At 54.0% G+C, this 26,408-nt stretch carries 19 protein-coding genes; 6 read left to right on the top strand and 13 right to left on the bottom strand.

What is annotated here, in order from left to right; all coding sequences use genetic code 11:
• Positions 1 to 89: 89 nt before the first annotated feature.
• Together QMG44_RS01405 and QMG44_RS01400 are read right to left on the bottom strand one after the other, a co-directional pair.
• Entirely contained in the window at positions 90 to 389 is a 300-nt protein-coding gene (locus QMG44_RS01405) for an AzlD family protein (protein WP_014168994.1), read from the bottom strand.
• Entirely contained in the window at positions 382 to 1,137 is a 756-nt protein-coding gene (locus QMG44_RS01400) for an AzlC family ABC transporter permease (RefSeq protein ID WP_032677597.1), read from the bottom strand. Before QMG44_RS01400 ends, QMG44_RS01405 begins: the two co-directional genes overlap by 8 nt.
• Positions 1,138 to 1,239: 102 nt before the next feature.
• On the opposite strand from QMG44_RS01400, the gene QMG44_RS01395 reads away from it, so the two are divergent.
• A complete protein-coding gene (locus QMG44_RS01395; protein ID WP_086532835.1) occupies positions 1,240 to 2,619 on the top strand; it encodes a PLP-dependent aminotransferase family protein in 1,380 nt (459 codons plus the stop codon).
• A gap of 330 nt (positions 2,620 to 2,949) precedes the next feature.
• Positions 2,950 to 3,426 (top strand): Rrf2 family transcriptional regulator, encoded by a 477-nt coding sequence (locus QMG44_RS01390; RefSeq protein WP_020885097.1) that lies wholly within the window; start codon positions 2,950 to 2,952, stop codon positions 3,424 to 3,426.
• A gap of 69 nt (positions 3,427 to 3,495) precedes the next feature.
• Here the strand turns inward: QMG44_RS01390 and oqxB are convergent, their stop codons facing one another.
• Both oqxB and QMG44_RS01380 read right to left on the bottom strand, forming a co-directional pair.
• Positions 3,496 to 6,648 (bottom strand): multidrug efflux RND transporter permease subunit OqxB, encoded by a 3,153-nt coding sequence (gene oqxB, locus QMG44_RS01385; protein ID WP_020885098.1) that lies wholly within the window; start codon positions 6,646 to 6,648, stop codon positions 3,496 to 3,498.
• Positions 6,649 to 6,671: 23 nt separating this feature from the next.
• Complete coding sequence (locus QMG44_RS01380; protein ID WP_014168988.1) at positions 6,672 to 7,847, bottom strand: efflux RND transporter periplasmic adaptor subunit; 1,176 nt, start codon at positions 7,845 to 7,847, stop codon at positions 6,672 to 6,674.
• Positions 7,848 to 8,179: 332 nt separating this feature from the next.
• On the opposite strand from QMG44_RS01380, the gene QMG44_RS01375 reads away from it, so the two are divergent.
• Positions 8,180 to 8,530, top strand: coding sequence for a helix-turn-helix domain-containing protein (locus tag QMG44_RS01375; RefSeq protein WP_032670748.1), 351 nt, complete (start codon positions 8,180 to 8,182; stop codon positions 8,528 to 8,530).
• A 74-nt stretch (positions 8,531 to 8,604) separates the two neighbouring features.
• Here QMG44_RS01375 and QMG44_RS01370 read toward each other — a convergent pair whose 3' ends face one another.
• Positions 8,605 to 9,438, bottom strand: coding sequence for an oxidoreductase (locus QMG44_RS01370; protein ID WP_086532836.1), 834 nt, complete (start codon positions 9,436 to 9,438; stop codon positions 8,605 to 8,607).
• A 103-nt stretch (positions 9,439 to 9,541) separates the two neighbouring features.
• On the opposite strand from QMG44_RS01370, the gene QMG44_RS01365 reads away from it, so the two are divergent.
• A complete protein-coding gene (locus tag QMG44_RS01365) occupies positions 9,542 to 10,462 on the top strand; it encodes an AraC family transcriptional regulator (protein ID WP_232937270.1) in 921 nt (306 codons plus the stop codon).
• Between the two features lie 70 nt (positions 10,463 to 10,532).
• Here QMG44_RS01365 and QMG44_RS01360 read toward each other — a convergent pair whose 3' ends face one another.
• The 3 genes from QMG44_RS01360 to QMG44_RS01350 form a co-directional block, all read right to left on the bottom strand.
• Positions 10,533 to 10,928, bottom strand: coding sequence for a YidB family protein (locus tag QMG44_RS01360; RefSeq protein ID WP_020885102.1), 396 nt, complete (start codon positions 10,926 to 10,928; stop codon positions 10,533 to 10,535).
• Positions 10,929 to 10,972: 44 nt separating this feature from the next.
• Positions 10,973 to 11,422, bottom strand: a complete 450-nt coding sequence (gene lysM, locus QMG44_RS01355; RefSeq protein ID WP_086532946.1) for a peptidoglycan-binding protein LysM — start codon at positions 11,420 to 11,422, stop codon at positions 10,973 to 10,975.
• Between the two features lie 201 nt (positions 11,423 to 11,623).
• Positions 11,624 to 15,172: a response regulator gene (locus tag QMG44_RS01350; RefSeq protein ID WP_086532838.1), complete on the bottom strand. Its 3,549-nt coding sequence runs from the start codon at positions 15,170 to 15,172 to the stop codon at positions 11,624 to 11,626.
• 226 nt (positions 15,173 to 15,398) lie between these two features.
• Between QMG44_RS01350 and QMG44_RS01345 the strand changes: the two genes are divergently transcribed.
• Positions 15,399 to 15,749 (top strand): Biofilm associated protein A, encoded by a 351-nt coding sequence (locus QMG44_RS01345; protein WP_086532839.1) that lies wholly within the window; start codon positions 15,399 to 15,401, stop codon positions 15,747 to 15,749.
• Positions 15,750 to 15,815: 66 nt separating this feature from the next.
• Here the strand turns inward: QMG44_RS01345 and QMG44_RS01340 are convergent, their stop codons facing one another.
• Positions 15,816 to 17,090, bottom strand: a complete 1,275-nt coding sequence (locus QMG44_RS01340; RefSeq protein WP_086532840.1) for a tetratricopeptide repeat protein — start codon at positions 17,088 to 17,090, stop codon at positions 15,816 to 15,818.
• A 481-nt stretch (positions 17,091 to 17,571) separates the two neighbouring features.
• Between QMG44_RS01340 and QMG44_RS01335 the strand changes: the two genes are divergently transcribed.
• A complete protein-coding gene (locus QMG44_RS01335; protein ID WP_086532841.1) occupies positions 17,572 to 20,526 on the top strand; it encodes a transporter substrate-binding domain-containing protein in 2,955 nt (984 codons plus the stop codon).
• A gap of 58 nt (positions 20,527 to 20,584) precedes the next feature.
• Here the strand turns inward: QMG44_RS01335 and QMG44_RS01330 are convergent, their stop codons facing one another.
• The 4 genes from QMG44_RS01330 to QMG44_RS01315 are packed head-to-tail and all read right to left on the bottom strand — an operon-like array spanning position 20,585 to position 26,351.
• Entirely contained in the window at positions 20,585 to 21,283 is a 699-nt protein-coding gene (locus QMG44_RS01330) for a response regulator transcription factor (protein WP_086532842.1), read from the bottom strand.
• 47 nt (positions 21,284 to 21,330) lie between these two features.
• Positions 21,331 to 22,830, bottom strand: coding sequence for a TolC family protein (locus QMG44_RS01325; protein ID WP_086532843.1), 1,500 nt, complete (start codon positions 22,828 to 22,830; stop codon positions 21,331 to 21,333).
• Positions 22,831 to 22,836: 6 nt separating this feature from the next.
• Entirely contained in the window at positions 22,837 to 24,072 is a 1,236-nt protein-coding gene (locus QMG44_RS01320; protein WP_020885110.1) for an HlyD family type I secretion periplasmic adaptor subunit, read from the bottom strand.
• A complete protein-coding gene (locus tag QMG44_RS01315; RefSeq protein WP_086532844.1) occupies positions 24,069 to 26,351 on the bottom strand; it encodes a type I secretion system permease/ATPase in 2,283 nt (760 codons plus the stop codon). Before QMG44_RS01315 ends, QMG44_RS01320 begins: the two co-directional genes overlap by 4 nt.
• Positions 26,352 to 26,408 lie beyond the last annotated feature (57 nt).

Raw genomic sequence — 26,408 nt, 5'->3', positions numbered from 1 at the left:
GACGCCAACATTACCACGTCGCGCAAAGCGGCGGAGAATGGAATGTGGGAAGTCGGTTCTGTTTTTGGTTGCGCGGCAGGTCTGGAAACTTACCCTAAATAATAGCGAAGTATAAAGGCAAACATCACGCCGGAGATCACCGTCACCGGCATTGAAAAGCGCATTGCAACAACCAACGTTAACCCTAACGCGATCAGATCTGCGGGATTTCCGGAGGCAAAAAAAGGCGCAATGAAAGCCAGCATGACACAACCGGGAGAGGATTTAAGTACCGTCATCGCCCTGGGCGTTAGCACCCGGTTTCGTAATATTAGATAAGCGGTCACACGCGTTGCGTACGTGGTGAGTGCCATTAATACGATGGCGATGAAGGTCTGATAATCAGGCATCCTCTCCCCCTAAAAATGCGGCAACGGCTAATCCTGCTAAGGGGCCAGCAATGACGTACCACAGGCCGGCAATAAAATGACATACCGCCACGGAGACAACCAGACTGATTATCCAGGGCACGGCTTTACGAATGCCATTCCACATTCCCCTGACCAGCACAAGAAAGACCGCCGGAAAGGCCATATCAAAACCATACTGGTGAACATCGCCCAGCACCGGGCCAATTAACGCGCCGAGTGCGGTACAGAAAACCCACATCGTATAGAAAGATAAAGAGACCGCCATATAATATGGCATGCTGAACAGCGGCGCCGTTTTGTTATTTCTGGAATGCGCGTCATTATAACTGAGTGCCCAACTCTCATCCGTCATAAAAAAAAGCGCAGGTAAGACCTTTCGTTTTGGAAAACGAGAAAGTAAGGGAACCAGCGTCGCCCCCATTAAAATATGACGACTGTTTACCAGTAATGTTACGGCCATAATAAGTAAAAAAGGGGGCGGCGACGTCCAGATTTGTATGGCGGCAAATTCAGACCCGCCGGCAAAATTTAATCCTGTCATCAAGGGAACGTCGAGAGGCGTGAGCCCCTTATGGCTTGCCTGCGCACCCAACACCAGCGCAAACGGGATCACGCCCAGTAATACGGGTAACCCATCTTTCAGGCCACGAAGGATTTCTTTTTTCTTCGTTTCACTCTTATCCAGTAATGGTCTGGCAGAACTGACATCCACACGTTGTTCACTCATGCGTTTCGCTCATTTCGTCTATTTCAAATACTGGCGCCAGAATAAAATATGTGACACTATCAGTAAATATAAATAGTGTCACATTACACTTATGGTAATCTCATGCGCGAACGTTCTCCGTGGCAACCCCATCTTGCAGAAGGCAATTCATCCCCTACCGATCGGCTGGTCCAGGCGTTGTCAGACGATATTCTTTCAGGCCTGCTGAGGCTCGGCGCGCGCCTTCCGGCACATCGTGAACTGGCAGATACGCTCGGTATCGCGGTGGGTACTGTAACGAAAGCCTATGGGATCCTGGAGAGACGGGGTCTGGTTCGAAGCGTTAAGGGCAGCGGAATGTTTGTCGCGCTGGCCAATTCCAGAAGCCGAACCTTCATCGACCTGTCGCAAAACACCCCGCCGGCAGCGCTGACCTCCCGGTCACTGAGTAAGACACTCACCACCCTCGCACGGCGTCCTGACATGGATATGTTTAATACTTACGCCCCGGCAACGGGCCATGATGAACACCGGCGGCTTCTTGCGCAGTGGTTCAGTCGTCTGGGTGTCCCGGCAGATTACCAGCGTCTCATCTTAACGAACGGTGCTCAGCATGCGCTCTCTGTAGCGTTGTCTACGGTCTGTGAACCTTTTGGCCGACTGTACGTTGAGGCTCAGACCTATTCAGGGCTGATTCAGCTGTCGCATTTACTGAAGCTCACATTAGTGGGGATCCCGATGGATGACGAAGGCATGGATGTCTCTGTTCTGGAAAAGACCCTCGATGAAAATGCGGAAAAAGGCGGTGCTGTCTATGTCACGCCGCTCTTACAAAGTCCGTCCACACGCATTATGAGCCTGGCCCGCCGTCAGGAACTGGTTCGGGTTTGCCGGGAAAGAGGCATAAAGATTATTGAGGATGATGTTTATCGGCTGATGAGCACGACAGAATTGCCACAGATTGCCAAAATAGCCCCCGATATCACCTTATATGTGAATAGCTTATCTAAGATCCTTAATCCAGCATTGCGGATTGGCGGGCTACTGGTACCAGAGGCGCTGTATTCACGAGCAGAATCCATGCTGAGGGCAACGGCGATGATGGTCTCTCCGCTAAGCAGTTCCATCATGGAGCAATGGCTGATTGATGGCACAGCAGAAACCGTCACCCTCGCAATTGAACACGAAACCCGGCGTCGTTACCAACTCGCTATCGACATTTTAGGAGAGCACGTTTATCGCTCAGGGCTGCCCAGCTTTCATCTCTGGTTACCGTTTTCACGCGATGACGCGCACTCTTTCTACAATGCAGCGCTGGCGACAGGCATCAAAGTGACAGCACCGGCCTCGACTGAAGTGGGTCAACAGTCGGATCAGTACGGCGTCAGGTTGTGTATTGGCGGAACGGAGTTCAGCCAGTTAAAGCAAGCACTCTTGAAACTCAATGAGATTGCCGGGCAACTCAAACAGAAACCAGACCCGTTCCCGCTTTTTAATGTATGAATGACAGGATAGGTCTGACTCCTGTTTCTTCTGGTGAGGATAATGTCATTCCCTTTATGTGCTCAAAAAAACAGCGGCGATTCGATCAGCATTTTTTCATAATATTTTTATCAGTCGCCATGATGAAATAGACGATGCTTATACAATCGGTAAAGCGTATGGATGGGTCTTATGCTGCCATCAGACGCGAAGCGTAAACGCTTTTTTACGGGCCAGGTCAGGCGTTGTCTGCTTCAAAAAAATTGCCGTATTTGTTATATTGTTACTTATTGATTATTCACCTCTGCGGTGCCAAAAAGAACAAGATTCACCGCAACCCAGGACAATGAAATGTTAGATTACCGCTTCCCGACAGCTTTGCAGATGGTTCTCAGCGTAGCGATGGCGGAGCAATCGGGTGAACGTTCGACGAGTGCGATTCTGGCCTACGGACTGGAAGCGAATCCGAGCTTTATCCGCAAGTTGATGGTTCCGCTTACGCGTGACGGCATTATCGTCTCAACCCTTGGCCGTAACGGTTCTATTCATCTTGGTCGTCCGGCGGATAAGATCACCCTGCGTGATATCTATGTTTCTGTCATAGAAGATAAAAAGCTGTGGGCGTCGCGTCCTGACGTACCGGCTCGCTGCGTCGTCAGCGCCAACGCGTGCTGGTACTTCAAATCTATCGCCGATGAAGCGGAGCAGGCTTCGTTAGAGGTTCTGGCTCAACATACCGTGGCCAGCGCGCTGGAAAAAGTCAAAAAAGCCGATACCAGCGGGTGCGATCCGGTGCCTGAAATTGAAGGCCTGCATAAAAAAGCGTAGCCATGCCCTTACTGATACGAAAAAAAACCGCCTTAACGAGAAGGCGGTTTTTTTGTGCCCTGTAAAAACCTAGGCAGGTAAAACGTCGTTGACCGGCTTGCCGCGCGTAACGAATTTACGCAGCGTCACATAAAACACCGGCGTCAGGAACAGACCAAACAGCGTCACGCCCAGCATCCCGGAGAACACCGTGATCCCGGTGACACCGCGCACTTCTGCGCCTGCGCCGTGACCGAGGATCAGCGGAATCGTCCCGGCAATAAAGGCGATGGAGGTCATTACAATCGGGCGTAAACGCAGGCGGCACGCTTCCAGCGCCGCTTCCATAATCCCTTTCCCCTGAAGCTCCAGCTCGCGCGCAAACTCAACGATAAGAATCGCGTTTTTACATGCCAGCCCCATGAGTACCACCAGCCCCACCTGCACGAAGACGTTGTTATCGCCCCCGGTCAGCCAGACACCAAACAGCGCGGACAGCATCGTCATCGGAACGATCAGGATCACCGCCAGCGGCAGGGTCCAGCTTTCATACAGTGCGGCCAGCACCAGGAAAGCCAGCAGCACCGCGACCGGGAAGACGATCAGCGCCGTGTTGCCCTGAGTGGCCTGCTGGAAGCTCAGATCCGTCCATTCAATATTCATCCCGTTCGGCAGGATCTGCTTAGACATTCCGTCCAGTTGCGTCATCGCCTGTGCCGAAGAGAGAATGCGCGGATCGGCATCGCCAATCAGATCCGCCGCCGGATAACCGTTATAACGGATCACCGGATCCGGCCCGTAGGTGGTGCTGATATTCACCATACTGCCGATTGGCACCATTTCGCCCTGATTATTACGGGTGCGCAAATTCGCAATATCTTCCACGCTGTCGCGGAACGGCCCGTCGGCCTGCGCCATCACGCGCCAGGTACGCCCGAACTGGTTAAAATCGTTCACATAAGACGATCCCAGATAGGTTTGCAGCGTACCGAACAGATCGGTCAGCGACACGCCCTGCGCTTTCGCCTTATCTCGATCAACCTGCACATCCAGCTGCGGAACGTTAGCCTGGTAGGTTGAGATCGGGAAATGCATCCCCGGCGTCTGCATAATCGCACCGGACATGGTGTTCACCGCGTTTTGCAGCGCACCATAGCCCAGACCACCGCGATCCTGGATGTACAGCGAATAGCCCGACCCCTGCCCCAGCCCTAAAATCGGCGGTGGCAAAATGGAGAAACCAAAGCCCTGCTGAATTTGAGCGATTTTGGCATTGATCTCAGCGTTAATTTCCGCCGCCGTGTGTTTACGCTGATCGAACGGCTTCAGACCAAAGAAGACCGTCCCGGTATTCGGCGTGTTGGTGAACTGCAGCGCGTTAAGCCCAGGAAAAGCGACCGCATAATCCACGCCTTCGGTATTCATCCCGATTTCGCTCATTTTGCGGATCACCGCATCGGTGCGGGCCAGTGAAGACCCTTCCGGCATTTTCACGCCGCCAATTAAATACAGCTTATCCTGGGTAGGTATAAACCCACCGGGGACCGCTTTAAACATGACGCCAGCCGCGCACAGCAGCAGCACATAAACAACAAACACCGCGCCACGGCGTCCGAGCGTTTTCCCCACCAGCCCCTGATAACCGTTTGAGCTACGGTGGAAAAAGCGGTTAAACGGACGGAACAGCCAGCCGAACAGACGATCGATAAGCCGGGTCGGGAAGTCTTTCGGGGCGCCGTGCGGTTTTAACAGCAGCGCTGCCAGTGCCGGCGAGAGCGTCAGCGAGTTGATGGCGGAAATCACCGTCGAAATCGCGATAGTCACCGCAAACTGTTTGTAGAACTGGCCGGTTACCCCGGAGAGGAACGCCATCGGTACAAACACCGCGCACAGCACCAGCGCAATCGCGATAATCGGCCCCGAAACTTCACGCATCGCCTGATGCGCCGCCTGAAGCGGAGAAAGCCCCTCTTCGATATTTCGCTCGACGTTTTCCACCACCACGATGGCGTCATCCACGACGATACCGATAGCCAGCACCAGCCCGAACAAACTCAGGGTATTGAGTGAGAAGCCAAGCAGGTAGAGAATGCTGAACGTCCCCACAACCGATACCGGCACCGCGATCAGCGGAATAATCGACGCGCGCCAGGTCTGCAGGAACAGGATCACCACCAGTACTACCAGCACCACCGCTTCCAGCAGGGTCTGCACAACCGCGCGAATGGAATCGCGAACGAAAACCGTCGGGTCGTACGGTGCTGCCCATTTCATATCTTCCGGGAAACGCGTGGCCAGTTCGTTCATTTTCGCGCGCACGGCGTTAGACAAATCGATGGCGTTCGCGCCCGGGGACTGGAAGATACCGATCCCGACCGCGTCTTTGTTGTTGAGCTGGGAACGCAGCGCATAGCTGCCAGAGCCCATTTCAATACGCGCCACGTCGCGCAGGCGTACCAGCGAGCCGTCTTGCGCCGTTTTCAGAATAATATTGCCAAACTCTTCTTCCGTGTGCAGACGCCCCTGGGCGTTAATGGAGATCAGAAAATCGCTCTCTTTCGGCAGCGGCTCGGCGCCAAGCTGTCCGGCGGAAACCTGAACGTTTTGCTCCTGCATCGCCGTCACGACATCCGAGGCCGTCAACCCGCGGGCTGCCACCTTGTCGGGATCCAGCCAGATGCGCATCGCGTATTCGCCAGAGCCAAAAATCTGAATCTGACCCACGCCCGGCAGACGCGCCAGTTCGTCTTTCACTTTAAGCGTGGCGTAGTTACGCATATACAGTGAATCGTACTTGCCGCCCGGCGAAAACAGATGCACCACCAGCGTCAGCGTCGGTGATTGTTTCTGGGTGGTAATACCCAGACGTCGTACATCTTCCGGCAGACGCGCCTCGGCCTGTGACACGCGGTTTTGCACCTGAACCTGCGCCTGATCCGGGTCGGTACCCGGGCGGAACGTCACGGTGGTTACCAGTACGCCGTCAGAGCCTGCAACGGATTTCATGTACATCATGTTTTCAACGCCGTTGATGGCTTCTTCCAGCGGCGTCGCCACGGTTTCTGCAATCACTTTCGGGTTGGCACCCGGATATTCCGCGCGCACCTGCACGCTTGGCGGTACGACGTCAGGATATTCGCTCACCGGTAACAGCGGGATAGCGATTAATCCTGTGATGAAAATCAGAATCGACAGTACTGCGGCGAAAATCGGCCTGTCGATAAAAAAGCGGGAAAAGTCCATATGTCGGATTCTCGGGTAAGGGATCAGTTAAGCGCGGCGCTGGCGGTCATCGGAACGGTTTTCGCGTTAACCGGCATACCCGGCATAAACACTTTTTGTAAACCGTCGACGATGACTTTATCGCCAGGGTTCAGCCCCTGCTGCACGATACGTAAACCGGCGGCCAGACGCCCCGGCGTGATATCGCGGCGCTGCGCTTTACCTTCTTTATCAACGATATAAACGTATTTGCGATCCTGATCGGTCAGCACCGCTTTATCGTCGACAAGCGTGGCTTTGAATTCAGCGCTGCCCGGCAGGCGTACGCGGGCAAACAGTCCTGGCGTGAACTGACGCTGCGCATTATCCAGCAGCGCGCGCATACGGATGGTGCCGGTGCTCGGCGTTAACTGATTATCAAGAAAATCCACCTTGCCCTGATGGGGATAACCCTCCTCCCCCACCAGACCAATCTCAACCGGGAGCGCCAGGTGATTACTGGACGCGCCCTGCCCGCTGCGGGCGAGATTTTGATAGTGAAGGTAGGTTGCTTCATCCACATCAAAGTAGACGTAGACCGTTTTCAGGGAGACCAGCGTGGTGAGGACGCTGGCACTGTCACCCGCAGTGACCAGATTACCGCTGGTGATCAGCGCGCGGCTGGCGCGGCCATCAATAGGCGCGGTCACTTTGGTGAAATCGAGGTTAAGTTGTGCCGCGTCAACTGCTGCCTGCGCGGCGCGAATGTCGGCCTGCGCCTGAGCGGCGGCCGAACGGCGCTGCTCCCACTCTTCACGGGAGACGACGTTGGTATTGACGAGTTTATCGGTACGGTTAGCCTCACTGCGCGCCAGGCTGGCCTGCGTTTTGGCTCTCGTTAAGGTGGCCTGCGCCTGTTCCAGCGCAGCGCGATAGGTTCTGTCATCGATAGTGAACAGCACCTCGCCCTTTTTCACTTCCTGGCCGTCGGTGTAATTCACTTTATCAATGTAGCCGGAGACACGGGGGCGCAGCTGAACGCTTTCCACCGCTTCAATCCGGCCGTTAAAGCTATCCCACTGACTGATGGATTTCACTACCACGTCAGCGGCGCTCACAGCGGGCGCTTGTGGGACGGCATTTTGTGCCACGCCGTCATCGCATCCGACAAGCAGCATGGAGAGGAACATCGCTCCCAGCGCCGTCAGATGAACGTTAACCCAGGGTTTTTGCAGGCTCATTATTTTTATTCCGGTAATGGTAGCCGCCGGGCAAGACGCTGCGGGAGACGCGGCGCCACTTCCTTTGTCCGGACTGGCTTGAGACTATTTGTGTCGTTCATCGCCACAAAACTGTAACAGTTGCGAATACACTATCGCGGCGATTGTAGGAAGGCGTCAGATTTAGTGCAAGAATAATTAATACACTTTATGTGCTATTTGGCTCAGGGACAAAAGGCGCGTTTTCGGCAAGGATTTAAATGCAACAATAAAACTTGCATTTAATGTCAGAGCGAGTCATCTTTAAATGCAACAGACAAAAATGCTTTTTAAAACGCGGCGTGGGGGAAACCATGAACACTGACGCATTTATTCATGATCTACTCGACTGGATCGACAACAACCTTGAAAGCCGCCTGGACATTAACACCGTTTCCAGGCGCGCAGGCTACTCGAAATGGCATCTCCAGCGGATCTTCAAGGAACATACCGGGTATCCGCTGGCCGAGTATATTCGTGCACAAAAGCTGCAAAAGTCGGTCGAGCGCTTAACCCACAGCGATGAACCGATCCTGAACGTGGCGATCGCGCTGGGCTTTGACTCCCAGCAGTCCTTCAACCGCAGCTTTAAGCGTCAGTATGGCCAGGCCCCCGGGGCATGGCGTCGCAGTACCGTCTGCCCTGAACGCCAGCAATCAACCTAGTGTCGCGGCTTTCGCCGCGACCCGTACTGGCCGGTGGCAAACCGGCCTGTAATCATGTCTCCCGTGTTCACCGCTCAGCCGTCCGTTGAACGTGTTAACGCTTCCCAGCGATCGATTTCCTCACCTAAACGCGCGAGCTTTTCCCGCACTAAACTCAAAGCATCACTGCCAAGCAATAAATGCGTCGGCGGGATCTGGCTCTCAATGATAGCCAGCATGGCGCGCGCCGCTTTTACGGGGTCGCCGAGTTGCTGACCACTTTTTTCCTGACGAGCCTGGCGGACAGGATCGAATAACGCGTCATAGTCCGGGATGCTGCGCGCGCTGCGTACCATCGAGCGTCCTGCCCAGTCGGTGCGAAACGAGCCCGGTGCCACCGCAGTGACATGTATGTTGAATGGAGCAAGCTCTTTGCTCAGCGTATCTGATATGCCTTCGAGCGCAAATTTACTGCCACAGTAATAGCTGATACCGGGCAGAGTGATGAAACCGCCCATCGAGGTGATATTAATAATATGGCCGTGACGACGCTGGCGCATGCCCGGCAGCACGGCTTTGATCATCGCAACGGCGCCAAACACATTCACCTCAAACTGGCGGCGCATGTCTGCGAGCGAGGACTCTTCCAGTATGCCTTCGTGACCATAACCGGCATTGTTCACAAGGACATCAATCGGGCCGACGGCAGACACACTCTGCGTAACCACTTCATCAATGTGCGCATAGTCCGTGACATCAAGCAGGCAGCCGAATGCCCGCTGCGTATCGAGTGCCTCGAATGCCTGCTTTGCTTCGGGGGTGCGCACGGTCCCCACGACCCGATGGCCTGCGGCGAGGGCTTCCTCCGCCAGAGCACGACCAAAGCCGCTGCTGACGCCGGTGATTAAGATTGTTTTTGCAGATGCCATAAATAACTCCCATGAACAGTGAAGGTTGCATGGTATTCTCTGCTTTGCCGTATTTTTAGGCCGTATTTTCTCTTTTTATTGCCTGATTTTATGAGGTGCAGTGATGTCCGGGATGATTACCTTAGTAAAAGCACTGGCGGTGCAGGAGGGGTACAACCTGACGGCGTTGCCTGATGTGCGAATTTTGCGTGCCGACCGCCCGCTTGCGCGAACGCCCGTGCTTTACGATCCGGGGATTGTGATTGTCTGCCAGGGCAGCAAACGCGGCTTTTTCGGTCAGCAGACCTATCTGTATGATGAACAGCACTATCTGGCCGTGTCGGTTCCGGTGCCGTTTGTGATGGAAACCGACGCGTCGGCAGAACACCCCTTACTGGCGATATATCTGCATCTGGATTTTCAGCTTGCCGCTGAACTGATGTTGCAGATTGAGCAGCATCACGCCCCACATCCTCCCGCTGCGCCGCAAAGCATGATGTCGAGCCTGATGGACGACGCGGTAAAAACGGCCGTGCTGCGCCTGCTTGAAGTACTGAACAATCCGTTTGAGGCGGCGATCCTCGGCCCGGCACGGGTGCGAGAGCTCTATTTCCGCGTCCTGACGGGGGCCCAGGGCAAGGCCATGCGCGCCGCGCTGGCCTTACAGGGGCAGTTCGGCAAAATTGGCAAAGTGCTGCAGCACATCCATGCCGCCTACGCTGAGCCGTTAACGCTTAATCAACTGGCGATGGAGGCCGGAATGAGTGTGCCGACGTTTCACACCCATTTCAAAGCGATAACCCGTATGCCGCCGATGCAGTATGTGAAATCGGTGCGCCTGCACCAGGCAAGGATGTTGATGGTGCGTCAGCATATTACCGCCGCCGCCGCGAGCTACGCCGTCGGTTATGAAAGTCCGTCGCAGTTTAATCGTGAATTCAAACGGCTGTTTGGTTTGCCACCCGCAGAGGAAATAAAACGCATGCAGCGTAATTTCGCCGTTCCGCCTGTGCAGCAGGCATCGATATTTGTCTCTTCCCATTAAGCCTGATACTACATACCAGGCCTGAATACAGGCCTGGTATGTACACGGCGTCATGACGCTGCGGATTGTACTAACTCAGGAACTTACCTTTGAGCAGGTTAAGTCCCGCAGACATCAGGTCGCCCTGGGCCGGGGCTTCGCCCTGCGGTGAAAGGCCATCAACGATTTTAGGCAGGTATTCAGCAATCAGCGTCGACGCGGTTTGAGAATCCACGCCCAGTTTTGCGCCAAGATCCTGCAGCGCAGGCGATCCAAACACCGATGTGATCTGTTCGCTGTTGACCGACTGATTACTCTGCTGGCTAAGCCACGACTCGACAACGCCGCCCAGGCCGCCATTGCGGAATTTTTCGAGGATCCCCTGAATGCCGCCCTGCTGCTCAATCCAGGTCATGATCGCCTGGAGTTGCTCCGTCTTACCGCCCTGCCCGCCGGCCAGGCTGCCGATTTGATCTAATAATCCCATCACAGACTCCCTACAAACATCGCTAACACGTCCTGATTGACGGCTTACTTAGCCGGGATAATCAGTACCTGACCCGGGTAGATTTTGTCGGGATGCGTCAGCATCGGTTTATTGGCTTCAAAAATACGCTGATACTCATTGGCAGAGCCATACATCGCTTTTGAGATGGCGCTCAGGGTATCGCCGGATTTCACCGTGTAATAGCGGCTTTCCACCCCGCTTTGGGTGACGGTCACGCTATCATTGACCTGACCAATCCCGTTGACGTTACCTACCGCCACCAGAATTTTTTCTTTATCTTCCTGGGAGCCCACGTCGCCGGTCACCGTCGCCGTACCGTCGTCCGCGACATTAATGTTGACCTTTTCGGCACCAGGCAGGTTAAGACTATCAATATGTTTTTTCAGCTTGTCGGCCTGATCTTCCTTGCTACCGCCGGATACGGCATCCCAGATTTTCTCGCCCGCTTCTTTCACAAAACTTAATAATCCCATCTTCCACACCTCCATAACTGTTTCATGGTGAACATTTTCATTGGATCCCGTTGCAGGATGTACGATGCGGTGTCTCCGCTCTGGCTGAAAAATCCGGAAACAGCACAACCTGCCACATGAAGTATATCCAATCAGCGTCAGGGTGCAGGATATTTGCCCTGGTATCGCCGTTATGCCGCAACATTCCCTTTTGCCGACGTCTCACGTCTGGCGTTCCAGCCACGCGTTAAACCGTTCCATCTCTTCCAGCACACGGCTGACCAACGGTTCGATGGATTCCCAGCCTTGTTCGTTGTTGCAGGCGAGTTCCAGCGCCTCACAGGCCTCTTTCAGCGAGGTAAAATTCATCAACCGCGCACCGCCGTTAATCCGGTGCGCCATGCGGCCAACCTTGTCGCGTTCTCGCTGTTCAAGTCGCTGTTTAAGGTGTTCGGCGTCGTCATGATTCACGGCGATCATTTCGAGCTGAAGCTGGCGTGTTTTATCGTCAACGGTGGCGTCCGTCTTTCCGGCACTGGCGAAATACCGCTCCAGCATCTCCTGCAATTTTTGCGGCGTTAGCGGTTTTTCCAGATATTCATCCATCCCGGCATCAATACAGCTTGCGGCCGCTTCTGTGCCGCTCATGGCCGTCAGGCCAAAAATGGGGATCGCCTCACGCCCTTCCCGTTGTTCATGCTCACGGATCTGCCGGGTCAGTTCGTAACCATCCATCACCGGCATAGTACAGTCAGTAATAATGGCGGCATAACGCGCTGGCTGCGCTTTCCACATTGCCAGCGCCTCTTCTCCTTGCGTGGCCAAAGAGACGCGGTGTCCCCATGATTCGAGTCGCTGCTGCAAGGTCTGACGCGCGGGAGGATAATCATCCACCACCAGAATATGCAGGCTGGCTACGCTGTCCGGTGCCGGATGATGCAGGGCTATTTTCGCTGAGGGTGTCGCATTAAAGAGGAAACTCACCACACATCCTTCGTGCGGCTCGCTCTCAATGCGCACCTCCGCCCCGGCAGCGCGCGCCATATGCAGACAGGCGGGCAAACTAAAGCCGGTATCGGTCCACTCAGATTTAAGCGTCACGTTGTTCGCGCGTTCGATGATTTGTGCCTGGGTTCCTTCAGAAATCCCCGGCCCCCCATCGCACACCTCAATCACCAGCCGGACGCTTTCAATCTGTGGGTCACGGGTTCCCTCATACACCTCGATATCAATGGCATCGCCGTCAGTATGCTTGATGGCATTGCGCAGGAGGCTCGACAGAATGCGGATAATTAACAGCGGATCGGTATCGTAGCGTTGCGCTGAAAGCTCGATCAGCACGTTCAGGCTCATGCCTTTTGCTTCTGCCTGCTGACGATAGAGGGCGACCGTGCTGTCAATCAGCTGCGGCAGGTTCGTGCTGCGCGTTAAGCCGAGCAGTTGCGGGTTATCGGCGCGGAAAACATCGAACATGTCGCCAATTAACGAAAGCAGATTAAGGGAGGACTCCCAGATGAGGTTCAGATTCTCGTTGCGTTCATGGCGCTCGTCCAGCGCCTGAAGTTCCAGTTCCAGAAGACCCGTAATCACGTTAAGCGGTGTGCGAACCTCATGCCCCATGCTCAGCATAAAGGCATTTTTACTGGCAATCGCCTGCTCAAGATTACTTTTTGTTTCAGAGAGTTGAGCAATCAACAGCTCTTTTTCGGTGATATCCAGCCAGCCGCCAATTAACCCGCCAATCTCGCCCTGCCCGTCATGCCACGGCACGACCCACCCCTGCAAGTATCGTGGCTGCTCACCCACCTGAAACCTGGCGGACCATTTCTGCGGTTGACCATCCTGCAATGCCTGGCGATAGCGGGCTTCGATCGCCGCCAGCTCTGAAGGCGCAACCGTATTGATGGCGGTGATCGGCAGACCTTTCAGATCCTGCCCTGACAGGCCAATAGTATCGCTCCAGGCCTGGTTATAACGCAGTAAATTCCCCTGCCGATCGCGGACATAGAGCGCAACAGGAGAGGCGTCTATCAGTGATTGGGTAAATTTCAGCTGCTCAGCCAACTTCTGCTGCCAGACGTTGCCGCGGCGTAATGCACGGCGCAAATACTGGATCCACAGCCAGCAGCCCACCACGACCAGAAAGAGCAATATGCCCCACAGCAGCGAGTTCACGAACGTGCTTTTATTCCAGGTTTCACTGTTTTCTATCGCCGCCTGACGCCAGTCACCCGCCATTTGCATCAGCGCCCGTGGCTGCATATCGGCCAGCGCTTTGTTCAGGATATTGATCGGCTGGCTGCTGTCCGTTTGCGCCGACAACACCAGATCGACGGGCGTCACAGGAAGGGTCACCGCCAGATGAAAACGGGTTGGATGGTGGAGAGTCACGAGATAACTGGCAATAAACTGCGGTGCAATCACCCCACGGACTTCTCCACGTTTTAAGCGTTCAAGGGCGTCGTCCATATGCGGAACTTTCACCAGCTTAATGGTGGGATACCAGGTGTCCAGCCAGGGCAACAGCGGGTCGTTCGCCTGAATGGCAATTTTCTCGCCTTTCAACTGTGAGAAATCACTGGGGCGCTTGATGCCCTGATCCATCACCACCACGGCGGGCGTGGTAAGCAACGGAGGCGTTTTCGCTGCACCGCTTTTGGTCTGCTGCGGCGTATCGATAACCTGTTCAACAAACAGTGCGTCAGGGTGAGCGCGCTTCATTGCCAGAAGTTCAGCATCGCTTTCAACGCTGAGGAAAGAAAAGCGAATGCCGTACTGGTCGTTAAACTGGTTAAGCAGATCGACCACCAGCCCCTGAGGTTCACCTTCGCTGACAAACGTGACAGGCCTTTGACGGCGGTCAATAATGACCTGAATTTGCCCGTGCTCGCGTAGCCAGCTTTCCTCGTCGGGATCTAACCCCAGTGGATTGGCGGTGATCACAAAGCTCCGGTTCAGGCCCCAGCTGGTCGCAATGCGTAAACGGCTGGCTAACGAGATATGTTTAAATACGGTATCGATGGATTCCGCCAGCAGCGGTAGCTGTCGGTCGATACCAAAACTCATGTTCAGATTAGGTATCGTCGGGCTGAACGTCCAGCTCAGGTCTCTGACCTGGTGGTATTGCGTAAGATATTCCGCACTGGCCCGGTTAATCCACAGCGCATCGATTTGCTTAAAGGCCAGCGCGCTGACGGCGGTGTTATACCACGACTGGAAGCGCAGTGTACTTTCCGGATACTGGCGGCGAAGCGCTTCACTGGCCTGGCTTCCTGAGACGACGCCAATCACTTTATTTCGCAGATCGACAGGCGTTTCACCCTGTGATTTTGGGGTCATCAAAACCGCTTTATCCAGCAGCCAGGGCGGTGAGGCTTGCAGGTCCGGGCTTGGCCACAGTTCCGGATTCCAGATAGCCACCATCTGTATTTCCTGGCGCTTCAGCGCGAGTAACGCTTCACTGCTGTTTTCGTAGTAATGCAGCTTAATTTTTACCTTAAGGCTGTCTTCCAGCATAGCCAGGTAATCAGCGGCAATGCCGCCAAAGACGCCATGTCCCATCCCTTCGCTTAACGGCGGTTGCTCCTGCCCCCAAACCCCCACATGCAGCGTGGAATGGCTGTCCAGCCAGCGTTGCGCCGCCTCACTGAACTGGACATGCGGCGCGTTAACCTGAACGCGACGCTGCAGTTCCAGTGGCTGGGCGTGCAGTTGCCATACACAACACACGGTAAGAAGCAGGCTCAATAGCCGGGCTGATAAAAAACGCATCGTACGAGTCGTTCCCTGAATAAAACATGCTGGAAAATAAAATTATATCGATGACCCGGCTTACCCTGAGTAAGCTTTGTCTTGTTCTGCGCAAATACCTCAGTGGCAGACAAGATCCCGACAGTATAAGACCGGACTTATTGTCGCGCCTGTTCCGTCCCGGTAAAAATTTCTCCTCCATTTTACCAGGAAAGCACTTTTTTACGTTTGAACAGGTTAATCCGTGATGAACAACAATATTGATAATCGCGATATCGCGCCAGAGGCCCTCACGGATGGGGACCGCGATACGCCATTTCCGGTGGTGCTGGAAATAACGCTCGACGACGTTTTAATTCAGAATGAAGCGCGTCTTTTTACCGACGATACCAGCCAGCAACTGATGATAAAAGGTGATGCAGGGGATGTAATTAACCTCTCGGACCTACTTCCCGAAGGCGCGGAAATGGGTGAATGGACGAAAGCCCGGGGCTCAGTAACTGTCGATGGCGTGCAATATGCCGTATATCAGCATTCAGGTATGGAAACGGAACTGCTGGTTCAGGTCGGTATGCAGGTCGCCCTCAATAATATGTAAATGCAGGCGTCCTGCGGTCCTGGCGACACGCGGGACGCTGCGTTTCCGGGAGTCCCGCAATCTGTCTCAGCTCCCCTGACGATCGTCGTCGTTCACTATCTCGACCTTAACGTCTCCCTGACGAAACCCCTCGGCAAGAAAAAAAGGCATCGGCAGTTTCCACTGCCCCTGCTGCACGGTTGCCGTATACCGCCAGGCATTACCGTCCATTTTCAGCAGCACAGCCTGCTTTTCCCCGTCTTGTTTATGGCTTGGCCCGGCCATTATCGTAAACCCGGCATTGCTCCCGACGTGGAAGTGTTCTGCCTTCCAGCGAACAGGAGGATGCGCCGGCCAGGGTTCAGCATGATGAAAACCAAAAATAGCATCATGGCTAAGCAGACTTTGCCGCACGGTGGACCACAGCACCGCCTTCAGGAAATACTGGTCAGTGAAGCGCGCATTGCCCCGGTACTGCACGACAAACTCACGCATCATTCTTGCAACGTTCGGGAATATGCCGCCACATCCAGCCCACATCCCGGCGAGTAACAACTCGGTATGTGTGAAATAGTCACGCATATGGTGAAAGTACCAGGGCGAACATAGCCACGCCTCGACACAAACCTGCTCGCGTTCGGAGAGCAACGAGTCGGCATCACGAACTAAAAACCGCTCAACCGTCGGGTCGTCCATCACCAGAAAACGCCATAACGTGGGATAGATAGTTTTTTCGTGGCTCATATCGACCAGTTGAGCACCGCCCGCCTGCAGACGTTGCCAGACGTGCTGCGGCACAGAATTATCCAGATACACACGGCAGCACCAGCCAGGAAACAGCGAATTTGCGGCTTCAATGTTTTTAATCAGCGTTTCGCAATAGCGCGGCCGATCGCCGAACAGGCTGAAGGCGATAATATTTTTTTCGCGATGCGTGGCATCAAAAGGACGCGGCGGCGTTGAGGGAAGCGGCCAGCATTTGCCGTGACCAAAGCGTTGATCCGACAGCGTCAGCGACTCAAGGCCATAGGTGCGCATCTCCTGGGTTTTGCCCATGTGCCCACACAGTTCAGCAAAACCATCCAGCCAGGTTTCAGAGGCTTCATGACGCTGCGGCGACCGGTATATTTTACGATACACTTTATACGCCTGATCGTACTTTCCCTGACGCATCAGGCTTAACGCATAGTCACTTTGCACTGACATATTTTTGGGCAATACGGCCAGGGCTTTTTCACAGCAGCGCGAGGCGCTGGCGTAATCCCCGTCTGCCATAGACTGGCGATAAATCTCCGCCAGGGAATGTAACTGCTGGCTTATTGCGGCGTGGTTAACAGGTCGACGTTGAGGTACCGGGCGCATAAAAATCCGCTCAATTATTTAATCAGAAAAATTAAGCCGATTTTTTCATTGTTACGGGTGGCTCACGATAAGACCCGTCTTGATATTCCCTGAAGAGAGTACAGCCCCGGTCCTGGCAGGTAAAAAGCGATTTCCGCCTCTTATTCAATTTCACTTAAGCTGAGTATTTTACAGCAACTTAATTAATACCATTACCGTTTATAATGAGATGTTATTTCATTAAAAAAAATAACCAAGTCAGGTCTTATAACTCTTTATCGTCTGTTTCATCATACTGCGCACACATAAATGAGGATGACATCGGTATAATTCGACCCCGGTATTGCTGAGGTCAGGCATGAAGGATGTCTTTTCATCGGCTATACAGTAAGTTATGGGCTAGCCCGTACAGGTTGTTTATGATGTTTCATTCACAGCACACCCGATGTCCGGGGAAGATATTCCCAGGCTCACTTCGTTTTCAGGAGTCAGTTAAAGAGATATGCGTCACTATTTTCGCCTTTTTGTGCTGCTGGTTTTACTCTCGCTTTCAATGCCTTCAGCGATAGGCGATGAATATAAGATCCTGATGAGAACACCGGTCCAGGGATTACAGCGTTTATCTCTTACCGCCGATCAAGCCGCGTTTATTAAACAACAACGACAACTGAACGTGGGCGTGACCCATTATGATGCCCCACCGTTTGGCATGCGTAACATTCGCAATGAGTATGAAGGTTTGAGCGCGGATTATACGGGACTGGTCGCCTGGCAACTTAACCTCCCGGTTAAGATAAAAGTGTTTAGCTCCTCTGAAGAGGCGTGGCAGGCGCTGGCACGTGGCGATATTGACCTGATCCCGTCCGTGGCCGCCTTCCCGGATAACGATGCCTTTGCCTTTTCTTTGCCTTATGCCAGCGATAAACCGGTGCTGGGGCTCAACGATAGCGATACCGCCCCTCTGGCAGAGGATCTGCGTGATACCGACGTCGCAATGCCGAGGGACTATTTGCCCCTGTCACAGGCTCAGGCCGCCTACCCTAACGCCCGTTTTCGCCTGTTCGACAGTTATCAGGAAGCGTTGAGCGCGGTGGCGTTTGGTCAGTCGCGGGTTTACCTGGGCAACAGTTACTCGCTCAGCCGCAACTACCTGAACAATATTCATGTTGAGCGATTCTCACGCCTGACCAGCCGTGAAGTGGGATTTGCCGTCAGCCAAAAAAAACCACAACTGCTCACACTGATTAATGCCGCAATCAAGGCCGTGCCAGAAGATGAAAAGCAGGAGCTTTATCGTCTCTGGCAGCCCGATCGGATTGATCTCGCACAGGGGTCGAAATCCCTTCTCTTTACCGAGCAAGAGAAAGCGTGGATCAAGAAACATCCCATCGTTAACGTTCTGATCTACAGCCAGGACAATGCAGCCCCGGTCTCATTTATTGATAATAAAGGTGTGCTGCGCGGTATTGCCGCCGATCTGTTTTCCGTTGTGTCGCTCAGAACCGGTTTACAGTTTCGTTTTGAAACGGGCAGCACCACCGAGGAACTGATTCAACAGGTGAACGAGTCAAGCGCGGATATGCTCGCCTCAATCACCCCCAGTGAAGCGCGTAAAAATAAAATTCTTTTCACCCGCCCCTATCTGCGGAGCGCCTTTTCCCTGGCAACAGCGACAAATCGTAACGACATTCATATGCTGGCAGACCTGCGTGGAAAACGGCTGGCGATGGTAAAAAACATTGGTGTGGAAAGTATGGTGCGCCAGCGTTACCCGGAAATTGAAATTGTTCACGTGGGCAATGAATCACAGCTGCTTTCCACCGTACTTGAGGGAAAAGCGGATGCCGCAGTGGGTATTCTGATCATGAGTGACTATCAAATCTTCACCAACTTTCAGGACAAACTCAAAGTGGTGTCGATTGTGGGTGACGCCCCTGTCTGGATCTCTTTCGGGGTCGGGCTGTCCAATCCGGAACTTCAGGGGATTTTAGATAAAATATTGCTGAGCATTCCCCCTGTTGAGCTGGAAAATCTGGCCAACCGCTGGCGGCCCAACGAACTGGTGGTTGTGGACAGCTTCTGGTATCGCTATCGGGAAGTGTTGATTGCCACCGCCGTCTTTAGCGCCGTCTTAATTATTCTGGCCCTGGGTTGGGCACTCTACCTGCGTCGACAAATCGCGCGTAAAGCGGCACTTCGTCGTCAGATGAACACCCAGCTTGTGCAATTACGCGAGGTCATCACCGAGCGTGAAGCGCTGCTGGTTGAACTTGAGGAAGCCAAAGACAGGGCCGAGGATTCTAACCGCGCAAAATCCGTCTTCCTGTCGACCATGAGTCATGAAATCCGCACGCCGATGAATGCCATTATTGGCATGCTGGATATCGTGCTGAAAAAAGGACGCCGTGGTGAGCAAGATATTCAGGCGCTCGAGGTGGCGTATGAATCGGCAGAAGGACTGGTGGGATTAATTGGCGATATTCTGGATATTTCCCGTATTGAGGGGGGGCATCTCGATTTCAATCCTGAAGCCACGAACCTCGGTACGCTGATTAACAATATGATGCGGGTTTTCCAGGGCGTGGCCATTGAGAAAAATATCGAACTCACCCGCGCGTTCCCGACGGAACCGATAATCGATGTCTGTGCCGACCCCTTACGCATCAAGCAGGTTCTGTCGAACCTGTTAAGTAATGCCATTAAGTTTACCGACGTCGGCGGCGTATCACTGACGCTGCAGCAGGCTGAAGACCCGGTAAATGACAGCGTTCACTACATCATTGACGTCAAGGACAGCGGCGTGGGGATCGATGCCAGCCAGCAGGCAGCCTTGTTCAGGCCCTTTAGTCAGGCAGACAACCGCCGCGCAGGAACGGGGCTGGGCCTCTATATCAGCCGGACCATCTGCGAAAGCATGGGCGGCACGCTTATGCTGACCAGTGAGAAAAACGTGGGCACCACGGTGAGAGCAACCTTTACACTGCCGAAAGTAAAAACGGCGGCGGCCGTGGATGTCCAGCAGCACGAAGACGAAGACAAAATTCCGGCCCTGAAGATCCTGGTCGTGGACGATAACCCTGCCAACCGGATCCTGCTGGCTAAACAGTTGGCCTGGTTAGGACAGCATGCGTATCTTGCGTCAGAGGGAAATGAGGCACTGGCTATCTGGGAAAAAACAGATTTCGACGTGATCATTACCGACTGCAACATGCCCGGCATGAATGGTTATCAGCTGACTCACATAATCCGCACGCGCGAGCAGGAACAGCACAGGGCCGCGGCCTGGATTATCGGCTTTACCGCCAATGCCATGCATGAGATCACGGCGCGTTGTTTACAGGCTGGTATGAATGATTGCCTGTTTAAGCCCTGCTCAATCAATCATCTCGCGGCTGCACTGCGAAATATTCATCCCATTGAGCACAAAGCATCGGACAATACCGTCTCACTGAAATAAAAAAAGGAGCCTGTAAAAGGCTCCTGATAATGTCTCGAATGAAACTGTTGTAATGGGATTAAAGCAGTTGGTCGTGCCAAAGAAACAGTTCAGAGTCCGTTTTCACGCCCAGCTTTTTCATGGCCGATTTCTTCTGACCGCTGACCGTCTTACGACTACGATTGAATTTCTCTGAAATCTGCAGGACCGACATTCCACCGGTAAAGAGTCGCAGCACCTCAAGCTCCTTAGGAGACAGCTGATCCAGGCGGCCAATGCCCTCAATCACCTGCGGCGCGTTGTCACCCTCTGAACCCGATGTCGTGTCTGCACAAGGCTCGGAAATCAGGTAGAACTCTTTCTCCATGCTTTCTGAGAGGGAGATACGCCCCGCCGCGACCTGGCGCGCCGCATTCACCACTTCCGATAAATCACGGCTTTTACCGACGTGCCCACGCACGCCGATTTTTAACGCCATGCGCACAATCGCCGTGTTTTCCAGCGTGGAGGAAAGAAGAATTTTCAGCCACGGGAAGTTGCTCATGAGCTGTTTGATCATCGGTAAACCGTCGATCTCTTCATCACCAAGCAAATAGTCAAGAACCAACACATCAACACGGTTGTTGCGTAAAAAATTCATGAGTTCGATACGAGTGGCAAAGCTGCCTTTTAGTTCGAAATCAGGCTCCTGGCTAAATATAATTTCCATCCCCTTACGGACAATCGGGTGATCGTCGAGTAAAGCGACGTATATTTTTTTACCTGAAAACGGGTTCATACATATTCTCTTTTATGCCTGCAGTGTGAGCCATCTTTAAAAAAGACTTAATTATTATTCCGTAACCATAACAATAAAGTACCGGAACTGGCATAGCTACGAAAAATAGCGGAATAGCCATCAAAACGGTTAGTCACTTCCGCGACCTGGTTGCCGTAAAAATCACTTTCTGCACTCAACACATCTAACAGAGTACGTCGACCGAGGTGATACCACTGATCGAAGAAATCATGACGAATACGATCGGATTCAATCGATAAGTTATGATACAACTCCGCGCGCTCCAGCATGCTATGGGCATCCTGATCGGCAGCACGTACCCGGTTATCCAGATCGCGGGATTGCTGTTCAATGGCCTCTCTGCTGGCATCTGCACGGCGTGCGGCAGAAAGCTCAGCGGCCCGCTGTGAACCGCCCCGGAAAATCGGCCAGCTTAAGTTTACATTGGTTTCCCACGCCTGTTCACGCCCCAGTTCATCGCGCCCGGTACTTTTGCCAACGTTCCACGTCACCGTTGGGTAGGCGGCAGAACGCGCCGCTTCCGCATCCGCCAGTGCTGATGCGGTCTCTGCCTGCGCCTGTCGAATGGTGGGATGGCTTTCAATGGCGGATAACTGCTTGTTCAGCTCCCCTGGCTTCAGGTTCCACACCGCTGCTGTTGGCAGAGGAACGGGCGTATCCCCCAGCAGGCGATTGAGGATGATTTCCGTATCACGCGCGCGCGATATGGCCGTATCTAAAGAAGATTGCGCCTGTAAAAAACGCCCTCTGGCCTGCGTCAGTTCACTGCGACGCCCCTGGTCAACCTTCACAATACCGTCCAGCATTTCGACCAGTTCATTCATACGCGCCACGTACTTTTGGCTGAGAACAATGATCTGGCGCTGCTTACTCAACTCAATGAGTGCACTACTGACCTGCCAGGCAATGTTTTCCGCCTGTGCGCCCGTATTCTCTTTCGCGGCCAGATGCAGCGCTTCACGGCTTTTAATGGTGTTGCTGGTACGACCAAAATCGAGCAATGTGGTTGCGACATTCACGGTCACCGCCGGGCGACTGTCGCTGTAGCCCCGTTCTCCGCCACCGAACTGGACGCTTTTTGAACGCGTTCCGACATCCACCTGCGGCCAGCGTTGCCCTTTCGCTTCATCAACGTTGGCCTGTGCCGCCTCGGTATTGAACTGTGCGCCACGAACCTCAGGGCTCATCCCCAGGGCAGTATTGACCGCATCATTAAAGAGCAGACGGATTTCATTCTCGCCAGGCGCACGGGCGGTCTGCCGGTCAAGGTTTGTCGCGTTGCTTTTCGCAAACGCGGTGTGGGTTGTGCTAGTAGCATGGTTATCCACCGCGCTTTTCTGCGCCACCCGTGGCGCGAGAGGTGCAGGCGGGGTGGAGGCCATCACCATGCCGGATTTTGCCTGCGGAGCGACAGGTTGAAAGGCTAATAAGCCCTCGCTACTGGCGACACTTTTCCCTGAAATCAGGCAAGAGAGTACCGTCAGCGTCGCCGCCAGGCGACGCTGTACTGGAGAATACTTTTTCATCGTAAATTAACGCTCCCGGAAGGCTTCTTTCGCTTTGAAAATAGGTTTCAGCAGGTAATCGAGAATGGTTTTTTCACCCGTACGAATTTCCACGGTCGCAATCATGCCGGGAATAATCGGCAGGGCTTTATCCCCTGCTTTGAGGGTGCTGCTGTCGGTTAAGACCATCACCCGGTAATACGTATCATCAGGACGGCCCGCCGCAGCTTTAGCGTCATCTTTTAACGTATCCGGACTGACGAGAGACACTTGCCCCTTCAGGCCGCCATAGATTGCAAAATCGTAAGCGGTGATTTTCACCATGGCAGGCAAACCTGCATGCAGGAAGGCCACGTCAGACGGTTTGATCTTCCCTTCCACCAGCAGCTGATCTTCCAGCGGCACGATCTCCATGATGTGTTCACCAGGCTGAATAACCCCGCCAATAGTGGTAACCCGCACATTTTTGACCGTGCCTTTTACCAGTGCGGTAATGGTTGTGCGGTTCACAATATCTTCGCGACCGGTCAGACTCTCTTCAGCCTGCACCAGATCCAGCTCCTGACGGATCAGGTCGGCGTTGGCATCCGCCTGATAGCGGTTGCGGCGCTCAACAATCTGCGATTGCAGGTCGTTTGCCTGACGGCGCATGCGCAGCAGTTCTACTTCGGAAAGCAGGCCGCGCGCCGCCAGCGGCTCAGACATGGCAATTTCGTTTTGCGCCAGACGATAGCTCTTCTCAAGCGAAGCCACGCCCTCTTCCAGCGCTTGCTTACGGCTGTTGTAAGCGCGGGTTTCCAGCTCGACCTCAGAAGGATACTTTTTCACGCGGTCGCTAAAGGTCAGCGGCAGACCATACGCTTCCGCACGCAGGCGGTTAACGGTCGCTTCAAGTGCCACCACCTTGCGCAGCGTCTCCTGATAACTCGATTGCGCACGCGTCGGGTCGATTTTCAGCAGCACCTGCCCCGGTTCAACGATATCGCCCTCTCGGACATTCAACTCTTCGAGTATCCCGCCCTCGAGGCTCTGGATAATCTGTTCGCGACTTTTTGAGACGATCTTCGCATCACCCTTGGTGATCTCTTCCACTTTGGCGAAATGCGCCCAGGTTAAGAAGCCGATGAACACCGCCAGGATGAGCCATAACACCAGTCGCGATTTTGGCGTGGTCTGGGAGAACAGCGCCTCCTGGATATCGCTCATCCAGGCGGCATCACGCGCTGAGAGCGGTTTATTTTTCTTCTGTTTTAGAAATTTCATGCGCTGGCCTCCGCCTGCTCTTTTACTGGCACAGCTTGCGCTGGCGTACTGTCGTTAGCGGGCGTCTGCTCAGGTTGCGCTTTTGGCGTGCCGTTGAGCGCAGCCAGAATCTGCTGTTTTGGACCATCCGCAACGATTTTGCCGTCCTCAATAATCACCATTCTGTCCACCAGCGCCAGCAGCGACGGGCGATGGGTGACAACAACCAGCGTGTGTCCGGCAGTCGCGATTTTCAGGTGTTGCAGGAACAGGGCTTCGGTCTGCGCATCCATCGCGCTGGTCGGTTCATCCAGCAGCAGCAGGTTAGGACGCGCCAACAGCGTTCGCGCCAGGGAAACCAGCTGACGCTGGCCGCCGGACAAACTGTTGCCCTGCTCGCCAACGGGCATATGAATGCCACGCGGGTGGCGCGCGGCAATGTGGTCCAGCCCGGTTAAACGCAGTACCTTAAGAAACTCATCAGACGACGCATTCTGACGGCCAATCATGATGTTTTCGCGCAATGTGCCGTAAAACAGACGCGCATCCTGCCCCACAAACCCTACGTTGTTTCGCCAGTCAGACGGCTCAATTTGATTCACGTCCAGACCGCTACTGAAAATCTGCCCTTTCACCGGCGTGTAAAGGCGGGCAATGATGCGCAGCAGCGTGGATTTACCGCTGCCGATTTTCCCGACGATCGCCACACGCTCGCCCGGTTTTATCGTCAGATTCACGCCTTTGAGGATATCCGGGTTCGGCTGCATGGGCGGCGCCGGATAAGAGAAGGTAATGCCTTTAAGCTCGATATCACCGTTCAACTCAGGCTGTTTGATGTAGTCAATCTCACTGCTGCGATCGGTTGGGTTCTCCATCAACTTGTTCAGCGAAGTCAGCGCGGCTTTGGCCTGCTGATAACGCACGGCTAAACCCACGACCTGGCTTAACGGCGCGGTCACACGACCGGCCAGCATGACCGTACCGATTAACGCGCCCTGCGTCAGGGTGCCGGCATCAATCAGGTACACGCCGGTGACAATCAGCATGACCGTCTGCAGCTGTTGCAGGAAACTCACCGAATTCATCGCCAGCGTAGAGTAGTGCTTAGACGCCGCCGAGCTGGACGATTGCATGGCGCTGAACTTTTGCCAGCGGCTCTGCATCCAGGACTCGCCCCCCACGGATTTCAGCGTTTCCATCCCTTCGATGGATTCAATCAGGACGCCCTGCTTCAGCGATGCTTCCTGCAGGCTGGCTTTCATCACTTTGGCCAGCGGCCACTGAATGGCCATACTGACCAGCAGGATCATTGGCAGCATCAGCAACGGGACAATCGCCAGCGGGCCGCCGATGGCGAAGATAATGCCAATAAACAGCAGAACGAACGGCAGGTCGGCAATGGTTGCAAGCGTCGCGGATGAGACGAAATCACGCACGGATTCGAATTCGCGCAGCTGGTTGGCAAAAGAGCCTGAGGAGGCGGGCTTATGCTCCATTTTCACCGCCAGCGCCTGACGAAACAGCACGCTGCCGACAATCAGATCCGCTTTTTTTCCTGCGGTATCAAGCAGGTGAGCACGCACGCTACGGGTTACGGCTTCAAAAATCATTGCCACCAGCACGCCAATCGCCAGCGACCAGAGCGTGGTAAACGCCTGGTTAGGGATCACGCGGTCATAAACGTTCATGGTAAAGAACACGGTGGCCAGCGCGAGCACGTTCACCAGCACCGACGCCAGCGCGGCGCTACGATAGTAACGACGGTAGCGCCACAGCGTACTGAACAGCCAGTGGCCTTTCGGCTGCGGCGGCGCGATATCGCTAACCCGACTGTCAATACGCGCAGTCGGTTTAGCCGCGATCGCGTAGCCAACATACAGCTCGTTAAGCGCTTCATGATTCAGTTCAACCGGCTCGTCAGAGACATCCGGCATGACCAGGGAATAGAACAGATCCCATTTGTCGTCGGCATTTTTACGACGCTCGCGCCCCAGCAGCACCATCCCGCCAGCACCCTTACGCAGCAAAATCATCGGGAAGATCTGCTCCGGCAGTTCTGCGCTATTACGCTTGATGAGCCCTCCGGTCACACCGGCATTTTTGAGCGCATCAAGCGCTAAAGAGGGAGTGAGGAGTTGTTCGACAGGCAGACCCGCCAGCAAAACATCATCGCTTTTACCGAGACCATAATGCTCACACACCCAGGCAATACTTCTGAGCAGAGAATCATCACTTTGTCGGTTATCGCGAGCGGCGGCAAGCAGCTGTTCCTCCTGAAAATTTGCAGTTGAGGATTCCATATTTCGCGTTTTTCCTGATTGATTATTTATATTTAAATCAATGAATTAAATTGATTT

This window comes from Enterobacter sp. 200527-13 (assembly GCF_027924865.1).
Taxonomy (GTDB): Bacteria; Pseudomonadota; Gammaproteobacteria; order Enterobacterales; family Enterobacteriaceae; genus Enterobacter; species Enterobacter ludwigii.
This window is presented reverse-complemented; position numbering and strand designations above follow the sequence as displayed.